Source organism: Bacteroides sp. CAG:189 (assembly GCF_000432295.1).
Taxonomy (GTDB): Bacteria; Bacteroidota; Bacteroidia; order Bacteroidales; family Bacteroidaceae; genus Bacteroides; species Bacteroides salyersiae.
Genome location: NZ_HF991091.1, coordinates 1 through 25,390 on the forward strand (window position 1 = coordinate 1; position 25,390 = coordinate 25,390).

At 43.5% G+C, this 25,390-nt stretch carries 24 protein-coding genes; 14 read left to right on the top strand and 10 right to left on the bottom strand.

The annotated features are described in order from the left end of the window. Nucleotides 1–124: 124 nt before the first annotated feature. On the bottom strand, nucleotides 125–1,009 hold the full coding sequence (locus QVP90_RS12605; RefSeq protein WP_005933699.1) for an NAD kinase: 885 nt from the start codon (nucleotides 1,007–1,009) through the stop codon (nucleotides 125–127). Nucleotides 1,010–1,112: 103 nt separating this feature from the next. Here QVP90_RS12605 and QVP90_RS12610 point away from each other — a divergent pair, with 103 nt between their 5' ends. From QVP90_RS12610 to folE, 14 genes are all read left to right on the top strand, one after another. Then, the gene (locus tag QVP90_RS12610) at nucleotides 1,113–1,826 is read left to right on the top strand and encodes a pyridoxine 5'-phosphate synthase (RefSeq protein WP_005933696.1); all 714 of its coding nucleotides are present in this window, start codon (nucleotides 1,113–1,115) and stop codon (nucleotides 1,824–1,826) included. Beyond that, the gene (locus QVP90_RS12615; protein ID WP_005933693.1) at nucleotides 1,826–2,548 is read left to right on the top strand and encodes a MotA/TolQ/ExbB proton channel family protein; all 723 of its coding nucleotides are present in this window, start codon (nucleotides 1,826–1,828) and stop codon (nucleotides 2,546–2,548) included. Before QVP90_RS12610 ends, QVP90_RS12615 begins: the two co-directional genes overlap by 1 nt. A gap of 29 nt (nucleotides 2,549–2,577) precedes the next feature. Further along, nucleotides 2,578–2,997, top strand: coding sequence for an ExbD/TolR family protein (locus QVP90_RS12620; RefSeq protein ID WP_005933690.1), 420 nt, complete (start codon nucleotides 2,578–2,580; stop codon nucleotides 2,995–2,997). Continuing rightward, nucleotides 2,997–3,833, top strand: a complete 837-nt coding sequence (locus QVP90_RS12625) for a TonB family protein (RefSeq protein ID WP_005933687.1) — start codon at nucleotides 2,997–2,999, stop codon at nucleotides 3,831–3,833. Before QVP90_RS12620 ends, QVP90_RS12625 begins: the two co-directional genes overlap by 1 nt. A gap of 134 nt (nucleotides 3,834–3,967) precedes the next feature. Then, entirely contained in the window at nucleotides 3,968–4,519 is a 552-nt protein-coding gene (locus QVP90_RS12630; RefSeq protein WP_021936637.1) for a DJ-1 family glyoxalase III, read from the top strand. A gap of 4 nt (nucleotides 4,520–4,523) precedes the next feature. Further along, complete coding sequence (locus QVP90_RS12635; RefSeq protein ID WP_005933681.1) at nucleotides 4,524–5,186, top strand: 2-C-methyl-D-erythritol 4-phosphate cytidylyltransferase; 663 nt, start codon at nucleotides 4,524–4,526, stop codon at nucleotides 5,184–5,186. Then, complete coding sequence (recG, locus tag QVP90_RS12640; RefSeq protein ID WP_021936638.1) at nucleotides 5,179–7,275, top strand: ATP-dependent DNA helicase RecG; 2,097 nt, start codon at nucleotides 5,179–5,181, stop codon at nucleotides 7,273–7,275. The genes QVP90_RS12635 and recG overlap by 8 nt, the downstream gene beginning before the upstream one ends. Before the next feature lie 220 nt (nucleotides 7,276–7,495). Then, nucleotides 7,496–7,960 (top strand): nucleoside-diphosphate kinase, encoded by a 465-nt coding sequence (gene ndk, locus QVP90_RS12645; RefSeq protein WP_021936639.1) that lies wholly within the window; start codon nucleotides 7,496–7,498, stop codon nucleotides 7,958–7,960. An 18-nt stretch (nucleotides 7,961–7,978) separates the two neighbouring features. Beyond that, entirely contained in the window at nucleotides 7,979–8,857 is an 879-nt protein-coding gene (locus QVP90_RS12650; protein ID WP_264380952.1) for a M23 family metallopeptidase, read from the top strand. A gap of 109 nt (nucleotides 8,858–8,966) precedes the next feature. Continuing rightward, the gene (locus tag QVP90_RS12655; RefSeq protein WP_005933673.1) at nucleotides 8,967–9,509 is read left to right on the top strand and encodes a DUF1599 domain-containing protein; all 543 of its coding nucleotides are present in this window, start codon (nucleotides 8,967–8,969) and stop codon (nucleotides 9,507–9,509) included. Continuing rightward, nucleotides 9,499–10,902, top strand: coding sequence for a BT_3928 family protein (locus tag QVP90_RS12660; RefSeq protein ID WP_005933671.1), 1,404 nt, complete (start codon nucleotides 9,499–9,501; stop codon nucleotides 10,900–10,902). The genes QVP90_RS12655 and QVP90_RS12660 overlap by 11 nt, the downstream gene beginning before the upstream one ends. Nucleotides 10,903–11,048: 146 nt before the next feature. After that, nucleotides 11,049–11,804, top strand: coding sequence for a triose-phosphate isomerase (gene tpiA, locus QVP90_RS12665; RefSeq protein WP_005933667.1), 756 nt, complete (start codon nucleotides 11,049–11,051; stop codon nucleotides 11,802–11,804). Between the two features lie 147 nt (nucleotides 11,805–11,951). After that, complete coding sequence (locus tag QVP90_RS12670; protein ID WP_025818994.1) at nucleotides 11,952–12,398, top strand: SPOR domain-containing protein; 447 nt, start codon at nucleotides 11,952–11,954, stop codon at nucleotides 12,396–12,398. Between the two features lie 6 nt (nucleotides 12,399–12,404). After that, nucleotides 12,405–12,986: a GTP cyclohydrolase I FolE gene (folE, locus tag QVP90_RS12675; protein WP_005933661.1), complete on the top strand. Its 582-nt coding sequence runs from the start codon at nucleotides 12,405–12,407 to the stop codon at nucleotides 12,984–12,986. 36 nt (nucleotides 12,987–13,022) lie between these two features. Here the strand turns inward: folE and dnaG are convergent, their stop codons facing one another. The 9 genes from dnaG to recJ form a co-directional block, all read right to left on the bottom strand. Beyond that, nucleotides 13,023–15,044 (bottom strand): DNA primase, encoded by a 2,022-nt coding sequence (gene dnaG / locus QVP90_RS12680; protein ID WP_007482117.1) that lies wholly within the window; start codon nucleotides 15,042–15,044, stop codon nucleotides 13,023–13,025. Between the two features lie 110 nt (nucleotides 15,045–15,154). After that, the gene (locus QVP90_RS12685; RefSeq protein WP_288204456.1) at nucleotides 15,155–15,601 is read right to left on the bottom strand and encodes a chitobiase/beta-hexosaminidase C-terminal domain-containing protein; all 447 of its coding nucleotides are present in this window, start codon (nucleotides 15,599–15,601) and stop codon (nucleotides 15,155–15,157) included. A 205-nt stretch (nucleotides 15,602–15,806) separates the two neighbouring features. Continuing rightward, the gene (locus tag QVP90_RS12690; protein ID WP_005933653.1) at nucleotides 15,807–16,580 is read right to left on the bottom strand and encodes a prephenate dehydrogenase; all 774 of its coding nucleotides are present in this window, start codon (nucleotides 16,578–16,580) and stop codon (nucleotides 15,807–15,809) included. A gap of 231 nt (nucleotides 16,581–16,811) precedes the next feature. After that, the gene (locus tag QVP90_RS12695; protein ID WP_005933649.1) at nucleotides 16,812–17,873 is read right to left on the bottom strand and encodes a bifunctional 3-deoxy-7-phosphoheptulonate synthase/chorismate mutase type II; all 1,062 of its coding nucleotides are present in this window, start codon (nucleotides 17,871–17,873) and stop codon (nucleotides 16,812–16,814) included. 111 nt (nucleotides 17,874–17,984) lie between these two features. Further along, on the bottom strand, nucleotides 17,985–19,166 hold the full coding sequence (locus QVP90_RS12700) for a pyridoxal phosphate-dependent aminotransferase (RefSeq protein WP_005933647.1): 1,182 nt from the start codon (nucleotides 19,164–19,166) through the stop codon (nucleotides 17,985–17,987). Continuing rightward, a complete protein-coding gene (locus QVP90_RS12705; protein ID WP_005933644.1) occupies nucleotides 19,141–19,989 on the bottom strand; it encodes a prephenate dehydratase in 849 nt (282 codons plus the stop codon). The genes QVP90_RS12700 and QVP90_RS12705 overlap by 26 nt, the downstream gene beginning before the upstream one ends. Before the next feature lie 504 nt (nucleotides 19,990–20,493). After that, the gene (locus QVP90_RS12710) at nucleotides 20,494–21,456 is read right to left on the bottom strand and encodes a tetratricopeptide repeat protein (RefSeq protein ID WP_007482119.1); all 963 of its coding nucleotides are present in this window, start codon (nucleotides 21,454–21,456) and stop codon (nucleotides 20,494–20,496) included. Nucleotides 21,457–21,565: 109 nt separating this feature from the next. After that, the gene (locus tag QVP90_RS12715; RefSeq protein ID WP_007482120.1) at nucleotides 21,566–23,464 is read right to left on the bottom strand and encodes a RecQ family ATP-dependent DNA helicase; all 1,899 of its coding nucleotides are present in this window, start codon (nucleotides 23,462–23,464) and stop codon (nucleotides 21,566–21,568) included. Between the two features lie 166 nt (nucleotides 23,465–23,630). Continuing rightward, nucleotides 23,631–25,349 (bottom strand): single-stranded-DNA-specific exonuclease RecJ, encoded by a 1,719-nt coding sequence (gene recJ, locus QVP90_RS12720; protein ID WP_005933637.1) that lies wholly within the window; start codon nucleotides 25,347–25,349, stop codon nucleotides 23,631–23,633. Between the last annotated feature and the right edge of the window lie 41 nt (nucleotides 25,350–25,390).

Sequence of the window (25,390 nt, forward strand, 5' to 3'; positions counted from 1 at the left end):
TATTGGAAGGAATTGGGGGGGAGAGAAGAAGGATGGGAGATGTGAGAATGGAGAGGGGAGAAATGCTATGCTGCGTGACAGCGCAGCCTGCTTCTCACATCTCAATTCTCACATCTCCCTTTAATTAATTCTTCCTCCCTTCTCTCGTGTCCGCCCCCCACATTAATTTAGAGCGGAGTGTATCGAAAAATATATGGTCGTAACGTTTAACGACTTTTATTGCATAGGAAGCTTTACGGATGGTTAAGCGAGTGGTTTCTTTACATGTTTCGCTCCGTCCGTCAATGGCTATGAGAAAGTTGTGGCTACGGCTTTCCACATCAAGGGTTATTTCCCAATCATCACGAATGACGATTGGTCTTACATTAAGACTGTGTGGAGCGACGGGAGTAATGGCTATTGTTTTTGAATGCGGCACAATGATAGGACCTCCTACACTTAATGAATAGGCAGTAGATCCGGTAGGAGTGGCGATAATCAATCCATCCGCTTGATAAGTAGTGAGGAATGCACCGTTTATTGCAGTTCGTATACTTATCATAGACGAGCTATCACGTTTTAGTACGGCTATTTCATTCAATGCAAACGGGGAACATTGTAGATGTTTATCTTCACAGATTAATTGGAGCACACTTCGTTCTTCTACCGTATAGTGTCCGGCATAAATTTCCTCGAAAGTGGCTTCCATTTCTGCCGGAGATATATCAGCTAAAAAACCTAAACGTCCGGTATTTATACCCAAAATGGGAATATTCTTGTCACCTACTCTGCTGGCAGCCTTCAAGAAGGTACCATCTCCCCCAATACAGATAACCATGTCTACAGAAAAATTGTTTCCATCAAACAAACCGGCCGGATGGATGTTAAGTTTCATATCCGACACCAGAAAGCGATAGAATTCTCTGCATAAATACACCTCTGCTCCATGTTTTTCTAATATATGAAACAGAGTTTCTGCATGTGATGATTTTTTGGCTTGGTATGTGTTTCCGAAGATAGCAAATTTCATACTGAACAACATTAGTTAGGGTGCAAATTTGGGATTTTTTTTCCGTATTGCTGTTATGGTGTTACTAATATTTGTATTTTTGCAGCAAACAATTCATGTAATGATGACCAGATTAAGTGTGAACATAAATAAAGTGGCTACTTTAAGAAATGCTCGTGGAGGGGATATCCCTAATGTAGTAAAAGTGGCACTTGATTGTGAGACTTTCGGAGCGGATGGGATAACTGTTCATCCTAGGCCGGATGAACGGCATATCCGTAGAGCCGACGTATATGATTTACGTCCGTTATTACGGACAGAGTTTAATATTGAAGGATATCCTTCTCCTGAATTTATCGATCTTGTATTGAAAGTGAAACCTCATCAGGTGACTTTAGTGCCCGATTCTCCTACTCAGATTACTTCAAATTCCGGTTGGGATACAAAGACCAATATTGATTTTCTGACAGACGTACTTGATCAATTTAATACTGCCGGTATCCGTACCTCTGTGTTTGTTTCGACAGATACGGAGATGATAGAGTATGCAGCTAAAGCCGGAGCCGACCGGGTTGAACTTTATACTGAACCTTATGCCACAGCTTTTCCTAAAGATCCGGAGGTAGCAATAGCTCCTTTTGTAGAAGCTGCGAGGGTGGCACGCAAATTGGGACTGGGATTGAATGCCGGTCATGATTTGAGTCTGTTGAATCTAAACTTCTTTTATAAAAACATACCTTGGCTGGATGAAGTGTCTATTGGACATGCTTTGATTAGCGATGCACTTTATTTGGGACTTGAGCGTACTATTCAAGAATATAAAAATTGTCTCCGTTAATGAATACACTGTTGTTATTGGCCCAAGGGGCTGCAAATATGGCTGATTCACTGGCAACAGCCAATCCGGTGCTTACCACTGTAAATGCACCGGCAGAAATGAATATGCTTGATATGGCTGTGAAAGGCGGCTGGATCATGATAGTGCTTGCAGTATTATCTGTGGGATGTTTCTATATTTTATTCGAGCGTATGTATGCTATTCGGAAAGCCAATAAGGAAGATCCGATGTTTATGGATAAAATCAAGGATTATATTCATAGTGGGGAGATCAAATCGGCCATTAATTATTGCCGTACGGTAGACACTCCTTCGGCACGTATGATCGAGAAAGGGATTAGCCGGCTCGGCCGTCCGGTGAATGATGTGCAGGCTGCTATTGAAAATGTCGGGAATATCGAAGTGGCAAAATTGGAAAAAGGTTTGCCTGTGATGGCTACGATTGCCGGCGGTGCTCCGATGCTCGGTTTCTTAGGTACAGTTACCGGTATGGTGCGTGCTTTTTATGAAATGGCCAATGCAGGTAGCGGTAATATTGATATTACCCTTCTTTCCGGAGGTATCTACGAGGCTATGATTACTACTGTAGGAGGTTTGATAGTGGGGATCATTGCTATGTTTGCTTATAACTATCTTGTAATGTTGGTGGATCGTGTGGTGAATAAGATGGAAACGAAAACGATGGCATTCATGGATTTACTTAATGAACCTGCGCAGAAATAAGGTATTAAACACCTATTGAATAAATTAATATGGCATTAAAACGAAGAGCTAAAATATCGCCCAACTTTAGTATGGCCTCCATGACGGATGTGATATTTTTGTTGTTGATCTTTTTTATGATTACTTCCACTGTGGTATCACCCAATGCTATTAAAGTACTGTTGCCTCAAGGAAAACAGCAGACTTCTGCAAAACCTCTGACAAGGGTGATCATTGATAAGGATTTGAACTTTTATGCAGCTTTCGGAAATGAGAAAGAGCATGCTCTGACGTTGGACGAATTGACTCCTTTTTTGCAGAGTTGTGCAGAAAGAGAACCGGAAATGTATGTAGCACTTTATGCAGATGAGACGGTACCTTACCGTGAAATAGTAAAAGTGTTGAATATTGCGAATGAGAATCATTTTAAAATGGTGCTGGCTACACGGCCGCCCGAAACAGGTAAGTAATGAGCGGAAAGAGAAAGGGTGAATACGTAGGAGTGCTGGGTGCGCTGTTGGTGCATGTGGCGATTATTGCTCTTTTGATTTTGGTGAGTTTTACTGTTCCCAATAATCAGGATGAGGGAGGGGTGCCTGTCATGATGGGGGATGTGGATGTCGCACAAGGAAATTATGATCCTGCCACAATGGTGGATGTGGATGTACTGCCCCCGGAGGAAGTTCCGGAAGTAGAGCCACAGGAAACAACAGAGCAGGAAATGATAACACAGACGGATGAAGAGACTGTTGCTATAAAACCTAAAACGGAGCCGAAGAAAGAAAAACCTAAGGAGGTGAAAAAGCCTGAGAAAACAGCTGCGGAAAAAGCGGCGGAAGCGAAGAAACTTGCAGAAGAGAAAGCTGAAAGAGAACGGAAAGCTGCTGCGGAAGTCGCTGCCAAACGGGTGTCAGGAGCTTTCGGTAAGGGTGCACAGATGGAAGGAAGCAAGGGAACTTCTGATAGCGGAACGGGTGTGGAAGGTAGTAAAGACGGAAATTCTTCAACGGGTTCTAAAACAGGAACAGGCGGTTATGGAACATTTGACCTTAATGGACGTTCTATAGGAGAAGGAGGGTTACCTCGCCCTGTATATAATGTCCAGGAAGAGGGACGTGTAGTCGTTTCTATTACTGTGAATCCTGCCGGACAAGTGATTGCTACAAGCATTAACCGGCAGACAAATACGGTTAATGCCGCTTTGCGTAAAGCAGCGTTAGATGCGGCCAAGAAAGCTCGTTTTAATGCAGTCGAAGGCGTAAACAATCAGACAGGAACAATCACCTATTATTTTAATTTGCGATAAAAATCTTGATACAATGAGTGGATTGCCGGTGTATCAATGAAAGAGAATAAATTTGATTTATTAGATATAAACTAATTAACGTGCCGATTGGCCGGTGTTTTTTATCATTGGCGTATTGACACATCATTAACATTATGGGAACTGTATATGCCTTTTTTGCAGACGGTTTTGAGGAAATTGAAGCCTTTACTGCCATTGACACGCTGAGACGTGCCGGATTGAATGTAGAGATTGTATCTGTGACACCGGATGAGATTGTCGTTGGTGCACATGATGTTTCTGTACTTTGTGATGTGAACTTTGTAAATTGCGACTTCTTTGATGCTGAATTGTTGCTCTTGCCTGGTGGTATGCCCGGCGCGTCGACTCTTGATAAGCATGAAGGCTTGCGTAAACTAATTCTGGATTTTGCAGAAAAGAATAAACCGATAGCTGCTATTTGTGCGGCACCGATGGTGCTTGGAAAATTAGGACTTCTTAAAGGCCGTAAGGCGACTTGCTATCCGAGCTTTGAACAATATCTGGAAGGTGCCGAATGCCTTGATGAGCCGGCTGTAGTAGATGGGAATATTATCACAGGTATGGGACCGGGTGCTGCTATGGATTTCGTATTGGCAATCGTAGAAAAACTTGTAGGCAAAGAGAAAGTGGATGAGTTGGTAGAAGCAATGTGCGTAAGACGCTGATAGAATGACTCGTACCGCCTTGATCGTAGCCGGTGGCAAGGGTTTGCGTATGGGAAGCGATCTTCCTAAACAATTCCTTCCTATTGGTGGGAAACCTGTGTTGATGCATACCATCGAAGCGTTTTATCGTTTCGATGAAGAAATGAAAATCGTCCTTGTGTTGCCGCAAGAACAGCAGACCTATTGGAGAGAACTTTGTCAGAAGTATCATTTCTCGATTGGACATGTGCTCGCCGATGGCGGTGAGACTCGCTTCCATTCGGTAAAGAACGGTTTGGCATATGTTGAGCCGGGACTGGTAGGCGTGCACGATGGAGTACGCCCGTTCGTTTCACGACAGGTCATCGAGCGTTGTTATCAATTGGCTGAAACAAAAAAAGCGGTAATTCCTGTCGTTGACGTGGTGGAAACGATTCGTCATCTTACGGATACGGGGAGCGAGACTGTATCTCGCAGTGATTACAAGTTGGTTCAAACTCCGCAAGTTTTTGATGTGGAGCTATTGAGACGAGCTTATGCACAGGAATATACTTCGTTTTTTACGGATGATGCTTCTGTGGTGGAAGCGATGGGAGAGTCTGTTTATCTGGCAGAAGGCAATCGTGAGAATATCAAGATTACCACTCCTTTTGATTTGAAAATAAGTAGTGTTCTGGTGAATGTTTGATTTAACTACACGTGACATAAAATATATATCCGGCGTAGGGCCACAGAAAGCGGGTGTACTCAACAAAGAGTTGGAGATATATTCCGTACATGATCTTATTTACTATTTCCCTTATAAATATGTAGATCGCAGCCGTATCTATTATATTCATGAAATAGACGGGAACATGCCTTATATACAACTTAAAGGGCAGATCTTGGGTTTTGAGACTTTTGGTGAAGGACGTCAAAGACGATTAGTCGCTCATTTTTCGGATGGTACCGGTGTGGTGGATTTGGTGTGGTTTCAAGGAATCAAATTCATTTTCGGTAAATATAAAGTTCACGAAGAATATATCGTTTTCGGTAAACCGACGGTTTTTGGCGGACGAATTAATGTGGCGCATCCCGATATAGATAAGACGGCAGAGCTTAAGTTGACGGCTACCGGTTTGCAGCCTTATTACAATACGACGGAGAAGATGAAGCGGAGCTTTCTCAACTCTCATGCAATAGCCAAAATGATGGCGACGGTGCTTCAACAGATACAAGAACCGCTTCCTGAAACTTTATCCTCAAAGATATTGGCCGATCATCACCTGATGCCACTTACGGATGCTTTGCAAAATATTCATTTCCCTGTCAATCCGGAGTTCTTAAGAAAAGCACAGTATCGTTTGAAGTTTGAAGAACTTTTTTACGTGCAACTTAACATCCTGCGATATTCTAAAGATCGGCAACGGAGATATCGGGGCTTTGTTTTTGAGACGGTAGGCAAGGTATTCAATACCTTTTATTCCCGCAACTTACCTTTTGAATTGACAGGAGCCCAAAAACGAGTGTTGAAGGAGATTCGGCAGGATGTAGGTTCGGGACGCCAGATGAACCGTTTGTTGCAGGGAGATGTAGGTAGCGGTAAGACCTTGGTAGCATTAATGAGTATGTTGATGGCACTTGATAATGGTTATCAGGCTTGTATGATGGCCCCTACGGAAATTCTTGCCAACCAGCATTACGAAACGATAAAGGAGCTTCTTTTCGGTATGGATATCCGTGTGGAATTGCTTACCGGTTCGGTGAAAAGGAAGAAACGTGAAGCCATCCTTTCCGGTTTGCTCACAGGGGATGTACGTATCCTGATCGGTACTCATGCTGTCATAGAGGATACTGTCAATTTTTCTTCCCTCGGTTTTGTCGTTATCGACGAACAGCATCGTTTTGGGGTGGCACAACGTGCCCGCCTATGGAGTAAGAATATCCAGCCTCCCCATGTGCTTGTGATGACGGCTACTCCTATACCGAGGACTTTGGCTATGACTCTTTATGGTGATTTGGATGTTTCTGTCATTGATGAGTTACCTCCGGGACGGAAGCCGATTACTACTATTCATCAATTTGATAATCGTCGCGAAAGTCTTTATCGTTCCGTACATAAGCAGATAGCTGAAGGACGCCAGGTTTACATTGTCTATCCGCTTATAAAAGAAAGTGAAAAGATTGATTTGAAAAACCTTGAAGAAGGGTATTTGCAAATATGTGAAGAGTTTCCGGATTGCAAAGTCTGTAAAGTGCATGGAAAGATGAAACCGGCTGAAAAAGACGGGCAAATGCAGCTTTTTGTCTCGGGAGAGGCACAGATAATGGTGGCTACTACGGTGATCGAGGTAGGAGTAAACGTACCGAATGCCTCTGTGATGATTATAGAAAATGCCGAACGGTTCGGATTGTCGCAGTTACATCAGCTTCGGGGACGTGTCGGCCGTGGGGCGGAACAGTCTTACTGCATTTTGGTGACTAATTATAAGTTGACGGAGGAAACACGGAAGCGCCTTGAAATAATGGTGCGTACCAATGATGGTTTTGAGATAGCGGAAGCCGATTTGAAATTGCGTGGCCCCGGAGATTTGGAAGGCACTCAGCAGAGTGGCATTGCTTTTGATTTGAAAATAGCCGATATAGCACGGGATGGACAATTGCTGCAATATGTTCGTAATATTGCTCAAGACATTGTGGACGCTGATCCGGAAGCATGCCATCCTGAAAATGATATATTATGGCAACAGCTTAGGGCACTTCGCAAGACGAACGTTAACTGGGCTTCGATAAGTTGAAAAACGGTTAAACATGCAGCTTATTTGCAGAATATGTTGCAAAACATATATTCTTCATAGACCTCCTATTTATAGTACTTTAAAGCCTGTTTTTCTCGTTTTTCCTTTCGGAGGATACAAAAAAAAGTTAAGAGACTACCCGGCCTTTCGAAGGAAAATACTATCTTTGGAGGAATTTTATAATAAATGTATCGTTTAACACTTTGATAACAGTCATATTATGATTGAAAAAACACTGGTTATCTTGAAGCCTTGCACCGTACAACGGGCGTTGATAGGTGAGATTCTTCACCGTTTCGAACGTAAAGGTTTACGCTTAGCCGGGATGAAGATGATGCAGTTGACAGATGAAGTGTTGAGCGAACATTACGCCCATCTCAGTACAAAGCCGTTCTTTCAACGTGTAAAGGATTCTATGATGACAGCTCCTGTTGTCGTTTGTTGTTTTGAGGGTGTAGATGCAATTCAAGCAGTCCGTACGTTGGCAGGCCCTACTAACGGACGTCTGGCAGCACCGGGAACCATTCGGGGAGATTACAGTATGAGTTTTCAAGAAAACATTGTTCATGCTTCTGATTCACCGGAGACCGCGGCGGCCGAATTAAACAGATTTTTTAAACCGGAAGAAATATTCGACTATAAGCAGGCTGTATTTGACTACCTGTATGCAAATGACGAATATTAATTGAATTTGACGAAGCGAATGAATTTCAATTGTATTAAAACCGTAATGATTGCCGCAGCGGCTATGATCAGCCTGAATTCTTTTTCTCAGGATTTGATCGCCCGACAGGCACCGATCGATAAGAAATTAAAATCAGTAGACTCTCTCGCATTGCAACGGCAGATCCGTGCGGAGCAATCCGAATATCCTGCATTAAGCCTTTATCCTAACTGGAATAATCAGTATGTGCATGCATATGGTAAGGAAGTCATCATTCCGGAATCATATACAATTGATTTGACAGGCTTTCATATGCCGACTCCGAGCACACGCATCACTTCGCCTTTCGGTCCCCGTTGGAGAAGAATGCATAATGGGCTAGATCTGAAAGTAAATATCGGTGATACGATTGTCGCCGCATTCGATGGAAAAGTACGTATTGTGAGATATGAACGTCGCGGGTATGGTAAGTATGTAGTCATTCGCCACGATAATGGATTGGAAACCATATACGGGCACTTGTCAAAACAACTGGTAGAAGAAAATCAATTGGTAAAAGCTGGTGAGGTTATTGGTTTGGGCGGTAATACAGGACGTTCTACCGGTTCACATCTTCACTTTGAAACCCGCTTTTTGGGAATTGCTATCAATCCGGCTCTTATGTTCGATTTTCCTAAGCAGGATATTGTGGCAGATACTTATACATTTAAAAAGACAAAAGGTTATCAGCGTGCTGCCGGTTCGCATGACACTCAGTTGGCAAGTGACGGAACGATCCGGTATCATAAAGTAAAGAGCGGAGATACGCTTTCGCGCATTGCTAAGTTGCGTGGAGTTTCTATCAGTACGCTTTGTAAGCTGAACCGTATTACAACAAAGACCATTCTTCGTCCCGGACAGGTTTTACGCTGTTCTTAACGAAATAGACCCTATTTAGATCACAAGTAGCCAGGTAGTTATACATTGCCTGGCTATTTTTTTCTTTTTTCTTCAATTATTGTTACCTTTGTGCTCTATTTGTAAGGATATGAAAGATACCAAGCAACAATTTGAGCATGTCATCGCTTTATGCCGTGACTTATTTTCCAAGAAACTGCATGATTACGGTCCTGCATGGCGTATTCTGCGTCCGGCTTCCGTGACTGATCAGATTTTTATTAAAGCCAACCGTATTCGCAGTATCGAAACCAAAGGTGTGACACTGATAGACGAAGGAATTCGTTCGGAATTTATTGCAATTGTCAATTATGGTATTGTCGGACTTATACAGTTGGAACTCGGTTATGCCGATGTTGCCGATATCAGTAATGAAGAAGCAATGGCCTTTTATGATAAATATGCTAAAGAAGCGTTGGAACTGATGCTTGCCAAAAATCATGATTACGACGAGGCATGGCGTTGCATGCGTGTCAGTTCTTATACCGACCTGATTCTGATGAAGATTTACCGTACTAAACAGATTGAGAGTTTGGCAGGACATACATTGGTTTCGGAAGGCATCGATGCAAATTATATGGATATGATTAATTATTCCGTTTTTGGTTTGATTAAGATTGAATTTGAAGGTTAGGAATTTACATATTATTCAAAAGACGTGGGTCAATGCCTGCCGCTTTTTGTTGGCAGTGGCATTTATATTCTCCGGATTTGTGAAGGCGGTTGATCCTTTAGGGTTCCAGTATAAAATACAAGATTATCTGGAAGCTTTCGGTATGCTGTCTTGGTTTCCCTCTTTTTTTCCTTTGTTGGCAGCGGTTATCTTATCAGCCATAGAGTTCTCCATCGGGGTCTGTTTGTTTTTCGGGATTCGAAAAAAGACGACTACTCTGTTGGCTTTCCTACTGATGATATTCATGACTCCGCTTACCCTTTATCTGGCATTGAAGAACCCGGTTTCCGACTGTGGTTGTTTTGGTGATGCATGGGTGCTGACGAATTGGGAAACTTTTGGGAAGAATATTGTGTTGTTTATTGCAGCCTATTCTACTTTTCGGTGGAAAAAGGAGATTATACGTTTCATCTCGGCTAAGACGGAATGGTTAGTTTCGTTATATACCATATTGTTTGTGTTTGCACTTTCGTTTTATTGCCTGGCTCATTTACCTGTTTTGGATTTTCGTCCTTATAAGATAGGTAAGAATATTCTTCAGGGGATGGAAATACCGGACGGGGCAAAGCCGAATGTGTATGAAACGACTTTTCTTATGGAGAAGGATGGTGAGAAAAAAGAGTTTACACTCGAGAATTATCCGGATAGTACCTGGACATTTGTGGATACACGTACTGTTTTGAAAGAGAAAGGGTACGAACCGCCCATCCATGACTTTTCACTGGTGGAACAGAGTACCGGTGAGGATATAACGGATAAGGTTCTGACAGATATAAATTATACTTTTCTGTTGGTGGCACATCGGATAGAGGAAGCGGATGATAGCAATATCGATCTCATAAATGAAATATATGACTATTCGGTGGAAAACGGTTATGGTTTTTATTGTCTGACCTCTTCTCCGAGCGAAGAGATAGAACTTTGGCGTGACAAGACCGGGGCTGAGTATCCGTTCTGCCTTGTAGACGACATTACGCTGAAGACTATGATACGTTCCAATCCGGGATTGATGTTGATAAGGAACGGTGTGATTCTAAATAAATGGAATGATGCGGATTTGCCGGATGAATATGCCTTGACCGGTAAACTCGAGACTCTTGAGCTGGGAAAACTGAAGAAAGTGACTGATAGTTATACCATTGGTTATGTCTTTTTATGGTTTGCTATTCCTTTGTTGTTCGTATTGGGTATGGATATTCTGGTAGTGAAACGGCGGGAAAAGAAAAGTGAAGCTCTTCGGAGGCGAAATGCTGAACTGCTAAAAGCTGTGAAGCTTTCTACACAGGAAGAGACGCCAAGCGATGAAGGTAGTGATGGCAGTGAGACGAAAAGCGATAGCGATAAATCTTCATAGCGTATGAAACTCTAAATCACTATAATGCAAATCGGAAATAAGGTAGTTTAAGTGGTAATTCATCAATCGTGTAGCCTAATAAGTATATCGTGTAATTTAAATCGTTAAATCGTAAATATATTAACCCTTTTAATAATAAAAACAAAATGAGAAAGAACATTGTAGCAGGAAATTGGAAAATGAACAAAACCCTTCAGGAGGGTATTGCTCTTGCAAAAGAATTGAATGAAGCATTGGCTGCTGATAAGCCTAATTGTGATGTAGTAATTTGTACTCCGTTTATTCATCTGGCTTCTGTTACTCCTATCGTTGATGCTGCGGTTATCGGTGTAGGTGCAGAAAACTGTGCAGATAAAGTGGAAGGTGCTTATACAGGTGAAGTTTCAGCCGCTATGGTTGCTTCTACAGGTGCAAAATATGTAATCTTAGGTCACTCTGAGCGTCGTGCTTATTATGGTGAAACTGTTGAAATCTTGAAAGAGAAAGTTAAATTGGCCTTGGCTAATGGTCTGACTCCGATTTTCTGTATCGGTGAAGTGTTGGAAGAACGTGAAGCAAACAAGCAAAACGAAGTGGTTGCCGCTCAATTAGCTTCTGTATTCGAATTGTCTGCCGAAGATTTCGCAAAGATTATTCTGGCTTACGAACCGGTTTGGGCTATTGGTACAGGTAAGACTGCTACTCCTGCTCAAGCACAGGAAATTCACGCTTTCATCCGTTCGGTGGTTGCTGAGAAATATGGCAAAGAAATTGCTGATAACACTTCTATTCTTTATGGTGGTAGCTGCAAGCCTTCCAATGCTAAAGAATTGTTCTCAAACCCGGATGTTGACGGTGGTTTGATCGGTGGCGCTGCTTTGAAGGTTGCTGACTTCAAAGGTATCATCGATGCTTTTAAATAATTAGCAGACTATGAGTTACAGGCTGCGGGGATACTCCGATGTAGGGATGTTTCATGGCTTGTAACTCGTAGTTTATAATTATTGTAGTCTTTATCATTTGTGGTTTATAACTGTGTTGCAGTTTACGAACCGCCCAAAACTACTTTTATGAGAAAACTCAGTTTACTTTTGTTGTTATTTGCTTTTACAGGTATAGTTCGGGCTCAGAATATAGTAAAGAGTTTAGAGCGATATGTGCCCGGGCAGGGTAAGGTAACCATTCATCAGGATCCACGGATAGAAGCGTTGTTGGGGACGGAATATGTTGCTACCGGAGAACAGACGATTTTGAAGTCTCCCGGTTATCGTGTACAGGTGTATGCCGGTAATAATTCGCGTACAGCCCGTAATGAAGCGACTAATATGGCTTCAAAAGTGAAAGAATATTTTCCGGATTTGAAAACATATGCCTTTTTTACTTCTCCCCGTTGGCTTTGTCGTGTGGGAGATTTCCGTAGTATCGAAGAAGCGGATGCTATGATGCGGAAGTTAAGAGCGACCGGTGTATTCAAGGAAGTTTCTATTGTAAAAGATCAAATAAATATCCCCTTATAATTTCGTATGTTAGAAAAAGAAGAAATCGTCTCTCCGGCATTGGAGGATTTGAAAAGTCATTATCGTAGTATTATTACTTTGTTGGGCGAAGATGCTGAAAGAGAAGGTCTGCTGAAAACTCCGGAACGTGTAGCCAAAGCAATGTTGAGTCTGACTAAAGGCTATCACATGGATCCTCATGAAGTATTGCGTTCGGCTAAGTTTAAGGAGGAATATAGCCAGATGGTGATTGTGAAAGATATTGATTTCTTCTCTCTTTGTGAGCATCACATGTTGCCCTTCTACGGGAAGGCGCATGTAGCATATATCCCTAACGGCTATATCACAGGTTTGAGCAAGATCGCCCGCGTAGTCGATATTTTTTCTCATCGCCTGCAAGTACAAGAACGCATGACACTGCAAATCAAGGAGTGTATTCAAGAAACTCTCAACCCGTTAGGAGTAATGGTAGTGGTAGAGGCAAAGCATATGTGCATGCAGATGCGTGGGGTGGAAAAGCAGAACTCGATAACTACCACTTCTGATTTTACCGGAGCTTTCAATCAAGCTAAAACCCGGGAGGAATTTATGAATCTGATCAATCGGTGAGTTTAGCGAGTAGTGATAAGTGATTGGCGCTTATCACTAACGAAGCACCACCCTGTCTCCCAGTCTTTTGGCCATTAAGCTTTCTATTTGTTTCATCTCTTTATAGCGTTGCATAAGGGCGGCGCATTTCTCATCGTCGGCTTCATTGACAGGATCTTGCAGGGCATACATGATATGTTTTAACTCTGCGGCTACAATGGCATTCTTAAAGTTGATCATCAGTAGGGGAACTAATTCGAAAAGACGTTCCTCGTCTGTGGTTATTTTCTGTGTTTTTGAGTGGAACTTGCTCAGTTGATACCGGTCACTGGCCAATTCCGTGGCAATGGAACTGAGTTCCGGATCGGAATGAGCTATGAAGTAACGTTCGGCAATGAAGCCCGAATCATGGACATGGGTCATTGCTTCGGTAAGAATACGGCGGTGCATCGGATTATGGAAGGCAAGATCGTCTTCTTTCAAGTCATTGACTACATATTCGATGACGCTAACCGGAATTTCTTTTCCTTCTTCATCTTCCATGTTACACATGATCTTCTCTCCATAACGTATTATTGCCTGGATAACCAAACGTTCATATCGATAAAATTCTTGCCCCTCTTTTCCTTCCTGCGGGATATAGGACCGGTAAGGATCTTCCACATCATCCGGGAGAAACGGCGGCGGGAAATCTCCGCCCGATACATCAGCCGGCATTCCGGAAGGCGCATTGTTAGGGTTATTAAGGATTGGCTTGTTTTCTTTTTCCGCCTGTATTTCCCTTCGTTTGGCAACTTCCGAAACGAGTAGTTTGTCTTCCACGCGCAATAGTTGTCCGCACTCTTTGATATATACGTCGCGTACAATGGCTTCCGGGATTACCGAGATGCTTTGCACGATGTTGTTTATCAGTTCTGCCCGTTTGATGGGATCTTTACCGGCGTCTTCCAGCAATAGATTGGTTTTAAAGCGGATAAAGTCCGTTTCATGTTCTTTGATGAACTGTTGAAACTCGGTGGCATTGTGTTTACGGGCAAAAGAATCCGGGTCGTCGCCGTCGGGCAGAAGGCAGACTTTAATGTTCATTCCTTCTTCCAGCAGCATGTCAATACCACGGATGGAGGCTTTGATGCCGGCCATGTCACCGTCGTAGAGTACAGTAATGTTATTGGTAAAACGGTGGATAAGGCGTATCTGGCCGGGAGTCAGAGAAGTTCCGGACGAAGCGACCACATTTTCCACACCTGATTGATGCATGGAGATAACGTCTGTATAACCTTCTACAAGGAAACATCGGTCTTGCTTTACAATTGCTTGTTTGGCAAAGTAAATTCCGTATAGTTCGTTGCTTTTATGGTAAATTTCCGATTCGGGAGAGTTTACGTATTTGGCCAGTTTTTTGTTTTCCGTGCTGAGCACACGTCCACCGAATGCTACAACTTTACCCGAAAGTGTATGTACAGGAAACATGACACGTCCCCAAAAGCGGTCGCGCAGACGGCCGTCGTCTGTTTCGTAACAAAGCCCGGTTTTAACGAGATATTCCTTTTTGAATCCTTTACGGATAGCCTCTTGTGCCAGTGCATCGTGGCTTTCCGTACTGAAACCCAATTGGAATTTTTCAATAATATCGTCCCGGAAACCCCGTTGACGGAAATAAGCCATACCGATACTTCTACCGTCTACGTGATTCTTTAGTATATTTTGAAAGTAGTCACGGGCAAAGTTGTTGACAATGAACATACTTTCACGCGTACTTTGCGCTTGTTTCTCTTCATTGGTCAACTCCCGTTCCTTGATTTCGATGTTATACTTTTTAGCCAGATATTTTAGTGCTTCGTAGTACGACATCTGCTCGTGTTCCATAACGAAGTGTACGGCATTTCCTCCTTTCCCGCAGCTAAAGCATTTACATAGCCCTTTCGAGGGGGAAACGCTGAAAGAAGGGGTTTTTTCATTATGGAACGGGCACAAGCCCACATAGTTCACCCCGCGTTTGCGTAGTGTGACGAATTCGGATACTACGTCTACAATTTGTGCAGCATCGAGTATACGGTCTATGGTTGCTTGATCTATCATGGATTCTCCTTTGTTTTTTGCGAACACAAAGGTACAAGATATTTCCGGGATAATCAAGTTAATTAATATTCATACCAGATAAGGAGGGGGTTCCTTAGCTTAAAAATAACTTATGGTTTCCATATCATTTTGTGAGTCTCCAATTGTCCGTCTTCATAGGTTGTGATAACAATATTCATTCCTTCGGTTGGTGAGAATAGGGGGGTACCGGATAGCGGTAGATAGATGCGTAAGATAATCTTTTTATCTGTTTGCTCATTTATAATGCCAGAACCTCCATACATATATTCTGCTATTGGTGAATCAAGATAGCCATCCTTTGTTGTAATGGCTTTTATGGTTACGCTGTGGCTATTACCGGTAATCTCCTCTGTGTAAAGGGGGGATTGTTTGGTAGGAATAGTACCGTCTAATGTGTAGTGGATTTCTGCATCTGCTGTTTCGCAAAACATTGTGATACGCATATATCTTCCTCCATCTGTGCTTGTAGCTACCTCAATAATAGGAGCTGGAAGGGTTTCCGTTGGGAGATTTTCATTGTAATTAGTCGTGACCATTTTTTCTTGAGAATGCCCTTGCATACAGGTAGCCAATAATAGACAACAGTAAATCGTTAGAGAAGTAATATGTTTCATACGCTTGTAAAATATAAGGTGTAGTACAAATGTATGAATATTTTTGATACTATGTTCTTTTTTTACATAAAAAACTCTGGTATCCAATATAAATGACACCAGAGTTGGTCGTTTAAAATTAGATATATTATTTAATCTTTTCCCGTATCTTCGTCAGATATTTCTTCATTCCTTCGGCATCCTTATTCTCTATAATCTCCAGAAGATTCTTCAATTCCGTCCGGATATTGGCTACTTGTGCCGGGGTACGAGGGTTGAAAAGAATTTCCTGCAAGAGATAATCGTCTTCGCTCAGAAGTCCTTTAGCAATGGCCATATGCTTCTTGAAAGTCGTTCCCGGAGCTTCTTGATGCTTCATGACGGCAGCAAATACAAAGGTGGAAACGAAAGGGATGGAGAGTGAATAAGCTACTGTTTCATCATGTTCGTCGAAAGTATATTCGAATATGTTCAACCGGAGACTGTTGTACAAATCCTTGAAGAATACTTTCCCCAAATGATCACTTTCGCTAATGATAATGGCACTCTCACTGCTCAAGTTGCTGAGACTGGCAAAAGTGGGACCGAACATCGGATGGGTGGAGACATAACGGAAGCCGCTCTCTTCATAAAATTTCTTCAGTCCGGTTTTTACGGAAGCAATGTCGCTTAGGATACAGTCTTTAGGCAATACAGGCAGAACTTTGCGGAAAGCGTCCAGCGTATATTTCACTGTAGCTGCATTGATGACTAATTCCGGTTCAAACTCTTTGATTTCTTCCAGAGTTGTGAAACGATACGTGTTGTAGACAAAACGCAACTGATGCGGGTTGACGTCGAACACGGCCGTCTCGTGCTGAAAACTCAGTATGTCAGTAAAAAAAGAGCCCATTTTTCCGGCTCCGAGAATTAAGATTCGCATACGATATGATTGGTTTAAAAAGGCTTTGCTTTCTCTTGACAGTAAAAGAAGCGGAGCCAAAGATGTAGGAACAATTATCGTTTCACAGCTGTGAAACGGTTTTCTCACAGTTGAGAGATACTCGTCTCACAAATGAGAGAAGAGCGTCGCACGAATGTGAAACGCTACATACCCATTATGGTTTTTATCTTTTTCTAACTGTGACGGGTTCCTTTTCCCGTAATGAACTGTCTATTTATTAATAATCTCCATTTGCTGACGAACCGATTCTTCGTGTATCGCTTCGAAGATGGTTTTCATGAATTCGGCTCCCATTCCGCATTGCTCGCCTTGTGCACCGCGTTTTTCCAGAATTTCGTTATAACGTCCTCTTTGGAGTACGGTGATGCCATGCTCTTTTTTGTATGTGCCTATTTCGCGTGCCACGCGCATACGTTTTGCCAGTTCTTGGATGATGTTATCATCACATTCATCAATCTGCTTGCGTAGCTGGCTCAGGTTTTCAGTAGTTTGTGTTTCCTTACGGATGACGAGCAGGTTCAGGATGTAGTCCAATACATCCGGAGTGACTTGCTGGGCAGCGTCGCTCCATGCGCAATCCGGATTACAATGGCTTTCTACGATCAGACCATCGAAGTTGAGGTCCATCGCCTGTTGGCAAAGCGGTGCTACCAGTTCGCGTTTTCCACCGATGTGGCTCGGGTCGCAGAAGATAGGCAGTTCCGGTAGACGACGGCGCAACTCGATGGGGATGTGCCATTGCGGAAGATTACGGTATAGCTTTTTATCGTAGCTGCTGAAACCGCGATGAATGGCTCCCAAGCGTTTCAAACCTGCGTTGTTGATACGTTCCAGTGCACCGATCCATAGTTCGAGGTCGGGATTTACCGGGTTCTTTACCAACACGGGGATATCTACTCCTTTCAGCGCATCGGCAATTTCCTGTACGGCAAAGGGGTTGGCGGTGGTGCGTGCACCTACCCATAGGATGTCGATACCGGCTTTCAGACATTCGTATACATGTTTTGCAGTAGCTACTTCGGTAGAAACATACATACCGGTTTCTTTTTTCACCTCTTTCAGCCAGCTCAGTCCTTCTACACCGATGCCTTCGAAACCGCCCGGTTTGGTACGTGGTTTCCAAATTCCGGCACGGAATATTTTCATTCCTTTAGAGGCCAGCTCTTTGGCGGTAGTCATTACTTGTTCTTCTGTTTCTGCACTGCATGGACCGGCGATAACGATCGGTCTTTTGGCTTCAACGCCCGGCAATAAAATTGATTCGAGTTCCATAATTTAATAATTTGCTTATAGGTCAATGCGCCGATGTGGTGATTGACTGGAGCTTTTGTTTATTTGTTATTTGTTTTTGTTATTCTCATTCTCTGAACGGATGCGTCGGCATTAAACTGCTTTTCTTATTCTTTCCAATGCTTCTGCAAGTTTGGCGTCTTTGCAACAAAGGGAGATACGGATGTATCTTGCACCATTGCTTCCGAAAATGAATCCCGGAGTGATAAAGACGCGTGCTTCATGTAGAATCCTCTCGGTCAGTTCTTCGACATGGGTGTATGTATCGGGGATTTTTCCCCACAGGAACATGCCTACTTGGTTTTCATCATAACTACATCCTAACGTTTTCATGATCTCTCCGGCCAGATGACGGCGGTTGCGGTAGTTACGATTGTTACTTTCGTACCATTCGGCATCCGCTTCCAAAGCTTTGGCGGCTGCCAGTTGCATGGCACGGAACATACCACTGTCGATGTTGCTTTTCACTTTCAGTATCCATTGTACGAATTGTGCATTGGATGCCAGCATACCGATGCGCCATCCCGGCATATTGTGGCTTTTACTCATGGAGTTGAATTCAATGCAGCACTCTTTCGCTCCCGGTACGCTGAGAATGCTCAACGGATGGTTGTTCAAAATGAAGCTGTAAGGGTTATCGTTCACGATGATAATGTTTTTGCGACGGGCAAAGTCCACCAGGCGTTCATACATTTCTATGGTAGCGTTTGCTCCCGTGGGCATATTCGGATAGTTGGTCCACATCAGTTTCACCCGGCTCATATCCGTTTTTTCCAGTTCATCGAAATCGGGCATCCATCCTGCGTCTTCTTTCAGATTGTAGTTCACGATCTCTGCCCCTAATATTTTGCTCAATGAAGTATAGGTAGGATATCCCGGATTGGGAACCAGTACCTGCTCTCCCGGATTGACGAAAGCCAGTGTTACATGCAGGATTCCTTCTTTCGAACCTATCAACGGCTGTATCTCTGTTGCCGGATTCAGTTCCACATTGTACCATTTCTGATACCAGGCGGCAAAACTTTTACGTAATTCCGGGATGCCGACATAAGGTTGATAGCCGTGTCCGTCTGGATTTTGTGCTTCGTTGCACAATGTCTGCACGGTTTCTTCGGACGGTGGCATGTCGGGACTGCCGATACCCAAACTGATAACGTCTTTACCTTCCGCATTCATTTGCGCTACTTCTTTCAGTTTTTTCGAGAAATAGTATTCGCTTACGCCAGCCAGCCGGTCGGCAGGAGCTACATTATATGTTTGATTTTCCTTCTGCATATTCGCCTAATATTTTAAGTTCTTTCGTTAATGGAGTAATTGCGGTAATTGCCTGTTTATATCTCAAATAGTCGTTGAATGACACGTCTACATAAAATTGATATTCCCATTCCCGGCCGATGATGGGAAGTGACTGTATCTTGGTCAGATTGATGTTGTAGAAAGACAGGATGGAGAGCACTTGAGACAGGCTGCCTTCCGTGTGGGGTAAGGTGAATACCATACTCGCTTTGTTTATATCTGATGACTGACAACGGCGAAGTTCGTCCACTTGCCAGGGATCGGCTACCACGAGGAAACGGGTGAAGTTGTGTTTATTGGTCTCGATGCCTTCTTGTAGAATTTTCATGCCATAGCGTTCGGCGGCTACTTTAGAACAGATAGCGGCGTGTCCTTTCAGGTCTCCGGTTTTTATCATTTCGGCACTTAGGGCGGTGTCTTCGCCTTCCACCACTTTGATGTCGGGATGCTGTTGCAGGAATTCGCGGCATTGCATTAATGCGATGGGGTGGGAGTTGACTTCTGTGATATCGTCCCAGTCCTCTTCGGGCAGGCAGACAAAACTGTGTGATATGCGTAGTTTATATTCTCCCATAATCTGCGTACCGCTTTGACGCAGCAGTTCGTTGTTATGCAGCAGGCTCCCCGCGATGGTATTCTCGATGGCCAGCATACCGATGACCAGGCTGTCTTTGTGAATCGCTTGAAACACATCCTCGAAAGTGGCGCAACAGATTAATTCTATTTCTTCCCCTTCGAAATACTTGTGTGCGGCGATATCATGATAAGAGCCGAGCGTTCCTTGAATTGCTATCTTCTTCATTTCTTTCAGTGTATGATATAAAAAAATCCCGCATCCATTATGGAGCGGGATTTATATGATTACTTTCTTCATTCAGTCCTTAAGCATCACTGTCACTTGATACATACAAACTCCCGCTCTACTTTCTGGCTAAAGTAAAAGTAAAACAATGGAGCGGGATTAAGTATATTACTTTAGTTCTCTATTCAGTTCTTAAGCATCACTGTCACTTGACACATACAAACTCCCGCTCTACTTTCTGGCTAAAGTAAAAGTAAAAAAAGAAGTAATATGTAAAGCTAAATGCGTTCATACTTGACAGTTGTTTCTGTTTTAATTCGGGGACAAATGTAATACTTTTCTTTTAAACACAAGCAAAAAGAGAGTTTTTTTTGCATTTTCCTAAGAATATGTTTGTTTTTTGCCTTGCTGCCGCAGTGATATGGCTATTTGTCAAAGCTTCCTCTCTTTTTTATTTAATGTTCTCGCCACTTGTCGTAGCTTTCCGAATGGAGGTACGAGGCATCAGAATATGCCGGGCATAGTTTCTTGTTTGGGAGCCAGATTATTGAATTGGCCGTTTACGTTTTCTCCCTCCTTAGGATTGATTTCGAGAGCTTTTTTCATATCTTCGATGGAACCGTCCTTGTCACCGTTCAGCAGTTTGGCACGACCACGTTCGTGATAGGCTTTTCCGAAGTTGGGATTTAATTCGATTGCTTCGTCGAAAAGACTGATAGCCTCTGTCAGTTTCTTCTGTGTGATAAAGAGTTGTCCGAGATAGAGGTAAGCCTGTTCGTTGAATGGATTTACCTCCGTGACTTTCAGATAATCGGTCTCTGCTTCTTCGGGCTTTCCTTCGGCTTCCTGTAGTTTTCCATGTAGCAGGATGGCAGCCTCGTCGTCCGGGTTTTGGGCAAGAACCGCTTCGATGTCTTCGGCGGCTTCTTTGAGTTGGTTCATTTTTACCAAGGCTTCGGCGCGTAACAGGCGCGCTTCTATGAAATCATCTTTCAAAACGATTGCTTTAGTCAGGTGCCCGATAGCCATGAGGTCATCATTCATTCCTTGTGTAGCCTTACCGAGCAGGTAGTGTGCCATGGCGTTACCTTCTTCTATTTCGATAGCTTTTTGGGCGGCAGTCTCCATGCTTTTATAGTCTTCCTGCATGTAGCATACATTGGCCAGAGCAAGATAGGTGCTGGTCAGTGTAGGCTCCAGTTCCACCATGCGGTTCAGTATTTCGCGGGCTTTGTCCAGTTCGGTTAGTTGCACGTAGAGTTGGCTAAGATAACTTAGTGTTTCAAAATCCTCTTCTATGGCGAGGGCTTCGGTAAAACATTTTATGGCATAATCCGGTCTGCCCATACGTTGAGCGCGCAATCCATCGTATTTGAATATCTCAAAGTTCTTTTTGGCAGTTTTCTGTTTCTCGTTTTCCGGGTCTTCGGATTTACCCGAAAAGAATGATTTGAAGAAGTTCGGCATATGTATATGTGTTTATAAGATTATTGATTGCAAATGTAGTAATTCTTGTTTGATTTACCGCATCGAATAGCGTGGAGTTTCGTGTGAGGGGATATTCTCGTGTGTGTCGTCAGCCGATGCTCAGTATACCGTCTTTTATTTTTATCTCCCCTTCTTCGAGCAGATATTGAATGGCATGTGACAGTAGGTCCCGGTCTGCTTCTGTTTTTTCAGCAACTTCGGCAGGGGTGAGAACTTGTTCTTGGAGTATGGTTAATAGTTCTTTTTTCAGCTTTTCGAAAGTATCGGTGGGTAATTCATGGGCTGCATGTCCACTGAGACATACATCGCATTGTCCGCAATTGTTCTCATTCTTTTCACCGAAATATCGAAGAAGCATGCGGCTGCGGCAAGCGGTTTCGGAGGTGACGTAATCTACCATTGCACGGATACGTGCTTCATAACGCTCTTTGCGTTCTTCGTATACGGCGGGGGAGATGTGCAGATGGTTGAGTTCGACACGCTCACGCGTATATATAATATAAGGTGTCTTTTTGCGTGGAATGTAATCAATGATGCGGCGTTTGGACAATGACATTAAAACGTTATAGATTTGTTGGCGTGTCAATCCTGTACGCAAGCTAAGGGCTGTTTCGCTGATATAGGCATAATCGGTGAAGAGGCCGGTATAAGAACGGAGAATGGTTTGCACCAATGCTTCCGTTTCATTTCCCATTTCGCGCAATTTATATAATTCGTCACGGCGGATGGTAAAGATAATGCGTGAAGCATTGTCCTGTTCATCGGTGTATTCTATGTATCCGGCTTGGGTAAGTATTTTCAGTGCACTGTCTGCCGGTACGGGGAAATGTTTGAATTTCCGGCAAAACTCCTCCAGATTAAACTCTTTTGTACAGCCCAATCCATCTCCCATTGCCATCTGATAGTAGTATTGGAGATGTTCGTATACCTTTTTTATGTAATCTTTGTCGGGAAAGGTGTCCGGGATGCGTTTGTGCAGAGTTACTTTGTCCGATTTTGAATACAGGATTACGGCATACGCTTTTTCACCATCACGTCCGGCGCGTCCGGCTTCTTGAAAGTAAGCTTCGGGAGAATCTGGAAGGTCGAGGTGAATCACCAGACGCACATCGGGTTTATCGATCCCCATCCCGAAGGCATTTGTTGCCACCATGACCCGGCATTCGCCATCCTGCCAACGTTTCTGACGGATATCTTTAACGGCATTATCCAGACCGGCATGGTAGAAGTCCGCAGTAATGCCTTCATGGGTTAACAGTTCGGTCGTCTCTTTCGTACGCCGGCGACTACGGACATAAATAATGGCGCTACCCGGCATTCTGCGGAGAATATGCAATAATTCGGCGGTTTTGTTATCTGTCTTTCGTACGATGTAGGCAAGGTTTTTCCGTTCGAAACTCATGCGGAATACATTCTTTTCTCTGAATTTCAATCGGCTTTGAATATCTTGCACTACATCGGGAGTGGCTGTGGCTGTCAAGGCCAGCAAGGGAACACCCGGCAATAATTCGCGTATATCGGCAATCTTGAGATAAGCGGGGCGGAAGTCATATCCCCATTGAGAGATACAATGGCTTTCATCGACAGTAATCATGTTGACTTTCATGGCACGGAGTTTCTGCTTGAAGATATCCGTATCCAACCGCTCAGGAGAGATATAGAGGAATTTATAGTTACCGAAAATACAATTCTCGAGTGCAATGAGTATCTCCTGCCGGGTCATGCCCGAATAAATGGCTACGGCTTTAATTCCTCGTTGCCGGAGGTTCTGCACCTGATCTTTCATCAGGGCGATAAGTGGAGTTATAACAATACACAGACCGTCTTTGGCAAGGGCCGGAACTTGAAAAGTAATGGATTTCCCGCCACCCGTAGGCATGAGGCCCAATGTATCCCGTCCTTCACCGATACTTTTTATGATCTCCTCCTGTATGCCACGGAAAGAGTCATATCCCCAGTACTGTTTGAGTATTTCGTGGTAAAACATTTATTTAGTTGAAAGTTGAAAGTTGAGAGTTGGCTGCGCGATCGTCTTAGTTAAGAGCCTTTTTTTAGTTGAAAGTTTGCTGCGTAATCACGCTGAATAGTAATTTTCAACTTTCAACTCTCAACTTTCAACTTTCAACTGAAAAAGGGCTTTTAACTGAATAAGGTTATTCAATGGGTTTTATATCTTCAATCTGCAATTGCACTTCACCTCGTTTATGAGTATTCTCTTCGATGGTGTAGCAGATGTCAAACGAACGTTTGGTTTTGATATAACGTACGTGTGAACTCTGTCCGAAAGCAATACCGTTCATTACATTGTTCGATTTGTTGTCTACCAGTTCGAGCTTGATGTGTTCCTGATCGCGACCTACCACTTTACTTGTACCATAGTCGTAGACGTGATGTGTGCAGAATATGGGTTTTTGATTATCGGGACCGAATGGGTTGAACTTCTTCAGATCATTAAAGAATTTCGAAGTGATGTCCCGAAAGTCTATCTCTGCATCGATATCTATGACAGCGCTGGTCTGTTCCGGAAGGATGTGTTTTGAAACGAACTCTTCAAAGCGCTGGGTAAATGCCTGTACGTTTTCTACCTTCATGGATAGTCCGGCAGCATAGGTGTGTCCTCCGAAGTTTTCCAATAAATCCCGGCAGTGTTCTATTGCCTTGTATACATCAAAACCGGAAACGGAACGGGCAGAACCGGTGGCCATATCATCGGTTCTGGTTAATACTACGGCGGGGCGATAGTATATTTCCGTCAGCCGCGAAGCTACAATGCCGATGACTCCCTTGTGCCATTCTTCGTTGTAAAGAACGATGGAGCGGCGGTCGGCCAGACCTTCGAGGTTAGCTACGATCTGGTTGGCTTCTTCCGTCATGCTTTTATCCAGGTCTTTGCGGGTTTCATTGTATTGGTTTATCTGGTTGGCTTTTTCCAAAGCCATTGAGAAATCCTTTTCCGTCAACAAGTCTACTGCTTCTTTCCCGTTTTGGATACGGCCGGATGCATTGATACGCGGTCCGATTTTGAATACGATATCACTGACAGTAATGTCCTTCTCTGCCAAACCACATACATCGATGATGGCTTTCATTCCTACACTGGGGTTGCTGTTGAGCTGTTTCAGACCGTGATGTGCCAAAATACGGTTTTCTCCCATAATCGGCACGATGTCCGAAGCGATACTGACCGCTACGAGATCAAGCAATGGGATGAGATGATGAAATTCGATACCGTTGCTGATAGCAAATGCCTGCATAAATTTGAAACCTACCCCGCATCCCGATAAGTGTTCGTACGGATAGGTATTATCCAACCGTTTTGCATTGAGAATGGCTACGGCGGGTGGCAATACATCATCGGGTACGTGATGATCGCAGATAATGAAATCAATACCTCTTTCGCGGGCATATGCAATTTCATCAACGGCTTTGATGCCGCAGTCGAGTACGATTATCAAGCCGACACCGGTGTCGGCGGCATAATCCACTCCTTGGCGCGAAATCCCGTAACCTTCGTTGTAACGGTCGGGGATGTAATAGTCTAAGTTTGAATAAAACTGTTGGATAAACTTATAAACCAGTGCCACGGCTGTGGTACCGTCTACGTCATAATCTCCATAAATCAGAATGCGCTCTTTCTTTCCCATCGCCCTGTTCAGACGTTCCACTGCGATATCCATATCCTTCATTAAGAACGGATCGTGCAGGTCGGGTAGTTGCGGACGGAAGAATTTCCGGGCTTCATGTACCCGCGTAATCCCCCGCTGCACCAAAAGTCGTCCTAAGATAGGGCTAATCCCTAACTCTTGGGCCAATGTCTGGCTTATCTCTACCTGTTCTGATGTGATGGGTTGATAATTCCATTTGTGATTCATTTTATATATTGTTTTTTCTTTTTCTTATCTCAAGGGTGCCG

Coding starts and splice junctions, on each gene's coding strand:
- QVP90_RS12705 (WP_005933644.1), bottom strand. CDS start 19,989: ATGAAGAAGATAGCAATTCAAGGAACGCTCGGCTCTTATCATGATATC.
- tpiA (WP_005933667.1), top strand. CDS start 11,049: ATGAGAAAGAACATTGTAGCAGGAAATTGGAAAATGAACAAAACCCTT.
- QVP90_RS12650 (WP_264380952.1), top strand. CDS start 7,979: ATGAATTTCAATTGTATTAAAACCGTAATGATTGCCGCAGCGGCTATG.
- QVP90_RS12710 (WP_007482119.1), bottom strand. CDS start 21,456: ATGCCGAACTTCTTCAAATCATTCTTTTCGGGTAAATCCGAAGACCCG.
- QVP90_RS12630 (WP_021936637.1), top strand. CDS start 3,968: ATGGGAACTGTATATGCCTTTTTTGCAGACGGTTTTGAGGAAATTGAA.
- QVP90_RS12670 (WP_025818994.1), top strand. CDS start 11,952: ATGAGAAAACTCAGTTTACTTTTGTTGTTATTTGCTTTTACAGGTATA.
- dnaG (WP_007482117.1), bottom strand. CDS start 15,044: ATGATAGATCAAGCAACCATAGACCGTATACTCGATGCTGCACAAATT.
- recG (WP_021936638.1), top strand. CDS start 5,179: ATGTTTGATTTAACTACACGTGACATAAAATATATATCCGGCGTAGGG.
- QVP90_RS12625 (WP_005933687.1), top strand. CDS start 2,997: ATGAGCGGAAAGAGAAAGGGTGAATACGTAGGAGTGCTGGGTGCGCTG.
- QVP90_RS12615 (WP_005933693.1), top strand. CDS start 1,826: ATGAATACACTGTTGTTATTGGCCCAAGGGGCTGCAAATATGGCTGAT.
- ndk (WP_021936639.1), top strand. CDS start 7,496: ATGATTGAAAAAACACTGGTTATCTTGAAGCCTTGCACCGTACAACGG.
- QVP90_RS12610 (WP_005933696.1), top strand. CDS start 1,113: ATGACCAGATTAAGTGTGAACATAAATAAAGTGGCTACTTTAAGAAAT.
- folE (WP_005933661.1), top strand. CDS start 12,405: ATGTTAGAAAAAGAAGAAATCGTCTCTCCGGCATTGGAGGATTTGAAA.
- QVP90_RS12605 (WP_005933699.1), bottom strand. CDS start 1,009: ATGAAATTTGCTATCTTCGGAAACACATACCAAGCCAAAAAATCATCA.
- QVP90_RS12700 (WP_005933647.1), bottom strand. CDS start 19,166: ATGCAGAAGGAAAATCAAACATATAATGTAGCTCCTGCCGACCGGCTG.
- QVP90_RS12715 (WP_007482120.1), bottom strand. CDS start 23,464: ATGTTTTACCACGAAATACTCAAACAGTACTGGGGATATGACTCTTTC.
- QVP90_RS12620 (WP_005933690.1), top strand. CDS start 2,578: ATGGCATTAAAACGAAGAGCTAAAATATCGCCCAACTTTAGTATGGCC.
- QVP90_RS12685 (WP_288204456.1), bottom strand. CDS start 15,601: ATGGTCACGACTAATTACAATGAAAATCTCCCAACGGAAACCCTTCCA.
- QVP90_RS12635 (WP_005933681.1), top strand. CDS start 4,524: ATGACTCGTACCGCCTTGATCGTAGCCGGTGGCAAGGGTTTGCGTATG.
- QVP90_RS12655 (WP_005933673.1), top strand. CDS start 8,967: ATGAAAGATACCAAGCAACAATTTGAGCATGTCATCGCTTTATGCCGT.
- recJ (WP_005933637.1), bottom strand. CDS start 25,349: ATGAATCACAAATGGAATTATCAACCCATCACATCAGAACAGGTAGAG.
- QVP90_RS12690 (WP_005933653.1), bottom strand. CDS start 16,580: ATGCGAATCTTAATTCTCGGAGCCGGAAAAATGGGCTCTTTTTTTACT.
- QVP90_RS12695 (WP_005933649.1), bottom strand. CDS start 17,873: ATGGAACTCGAATCAATTTTATTGCCGGGCGTTGAAGCCAAAAGACCG.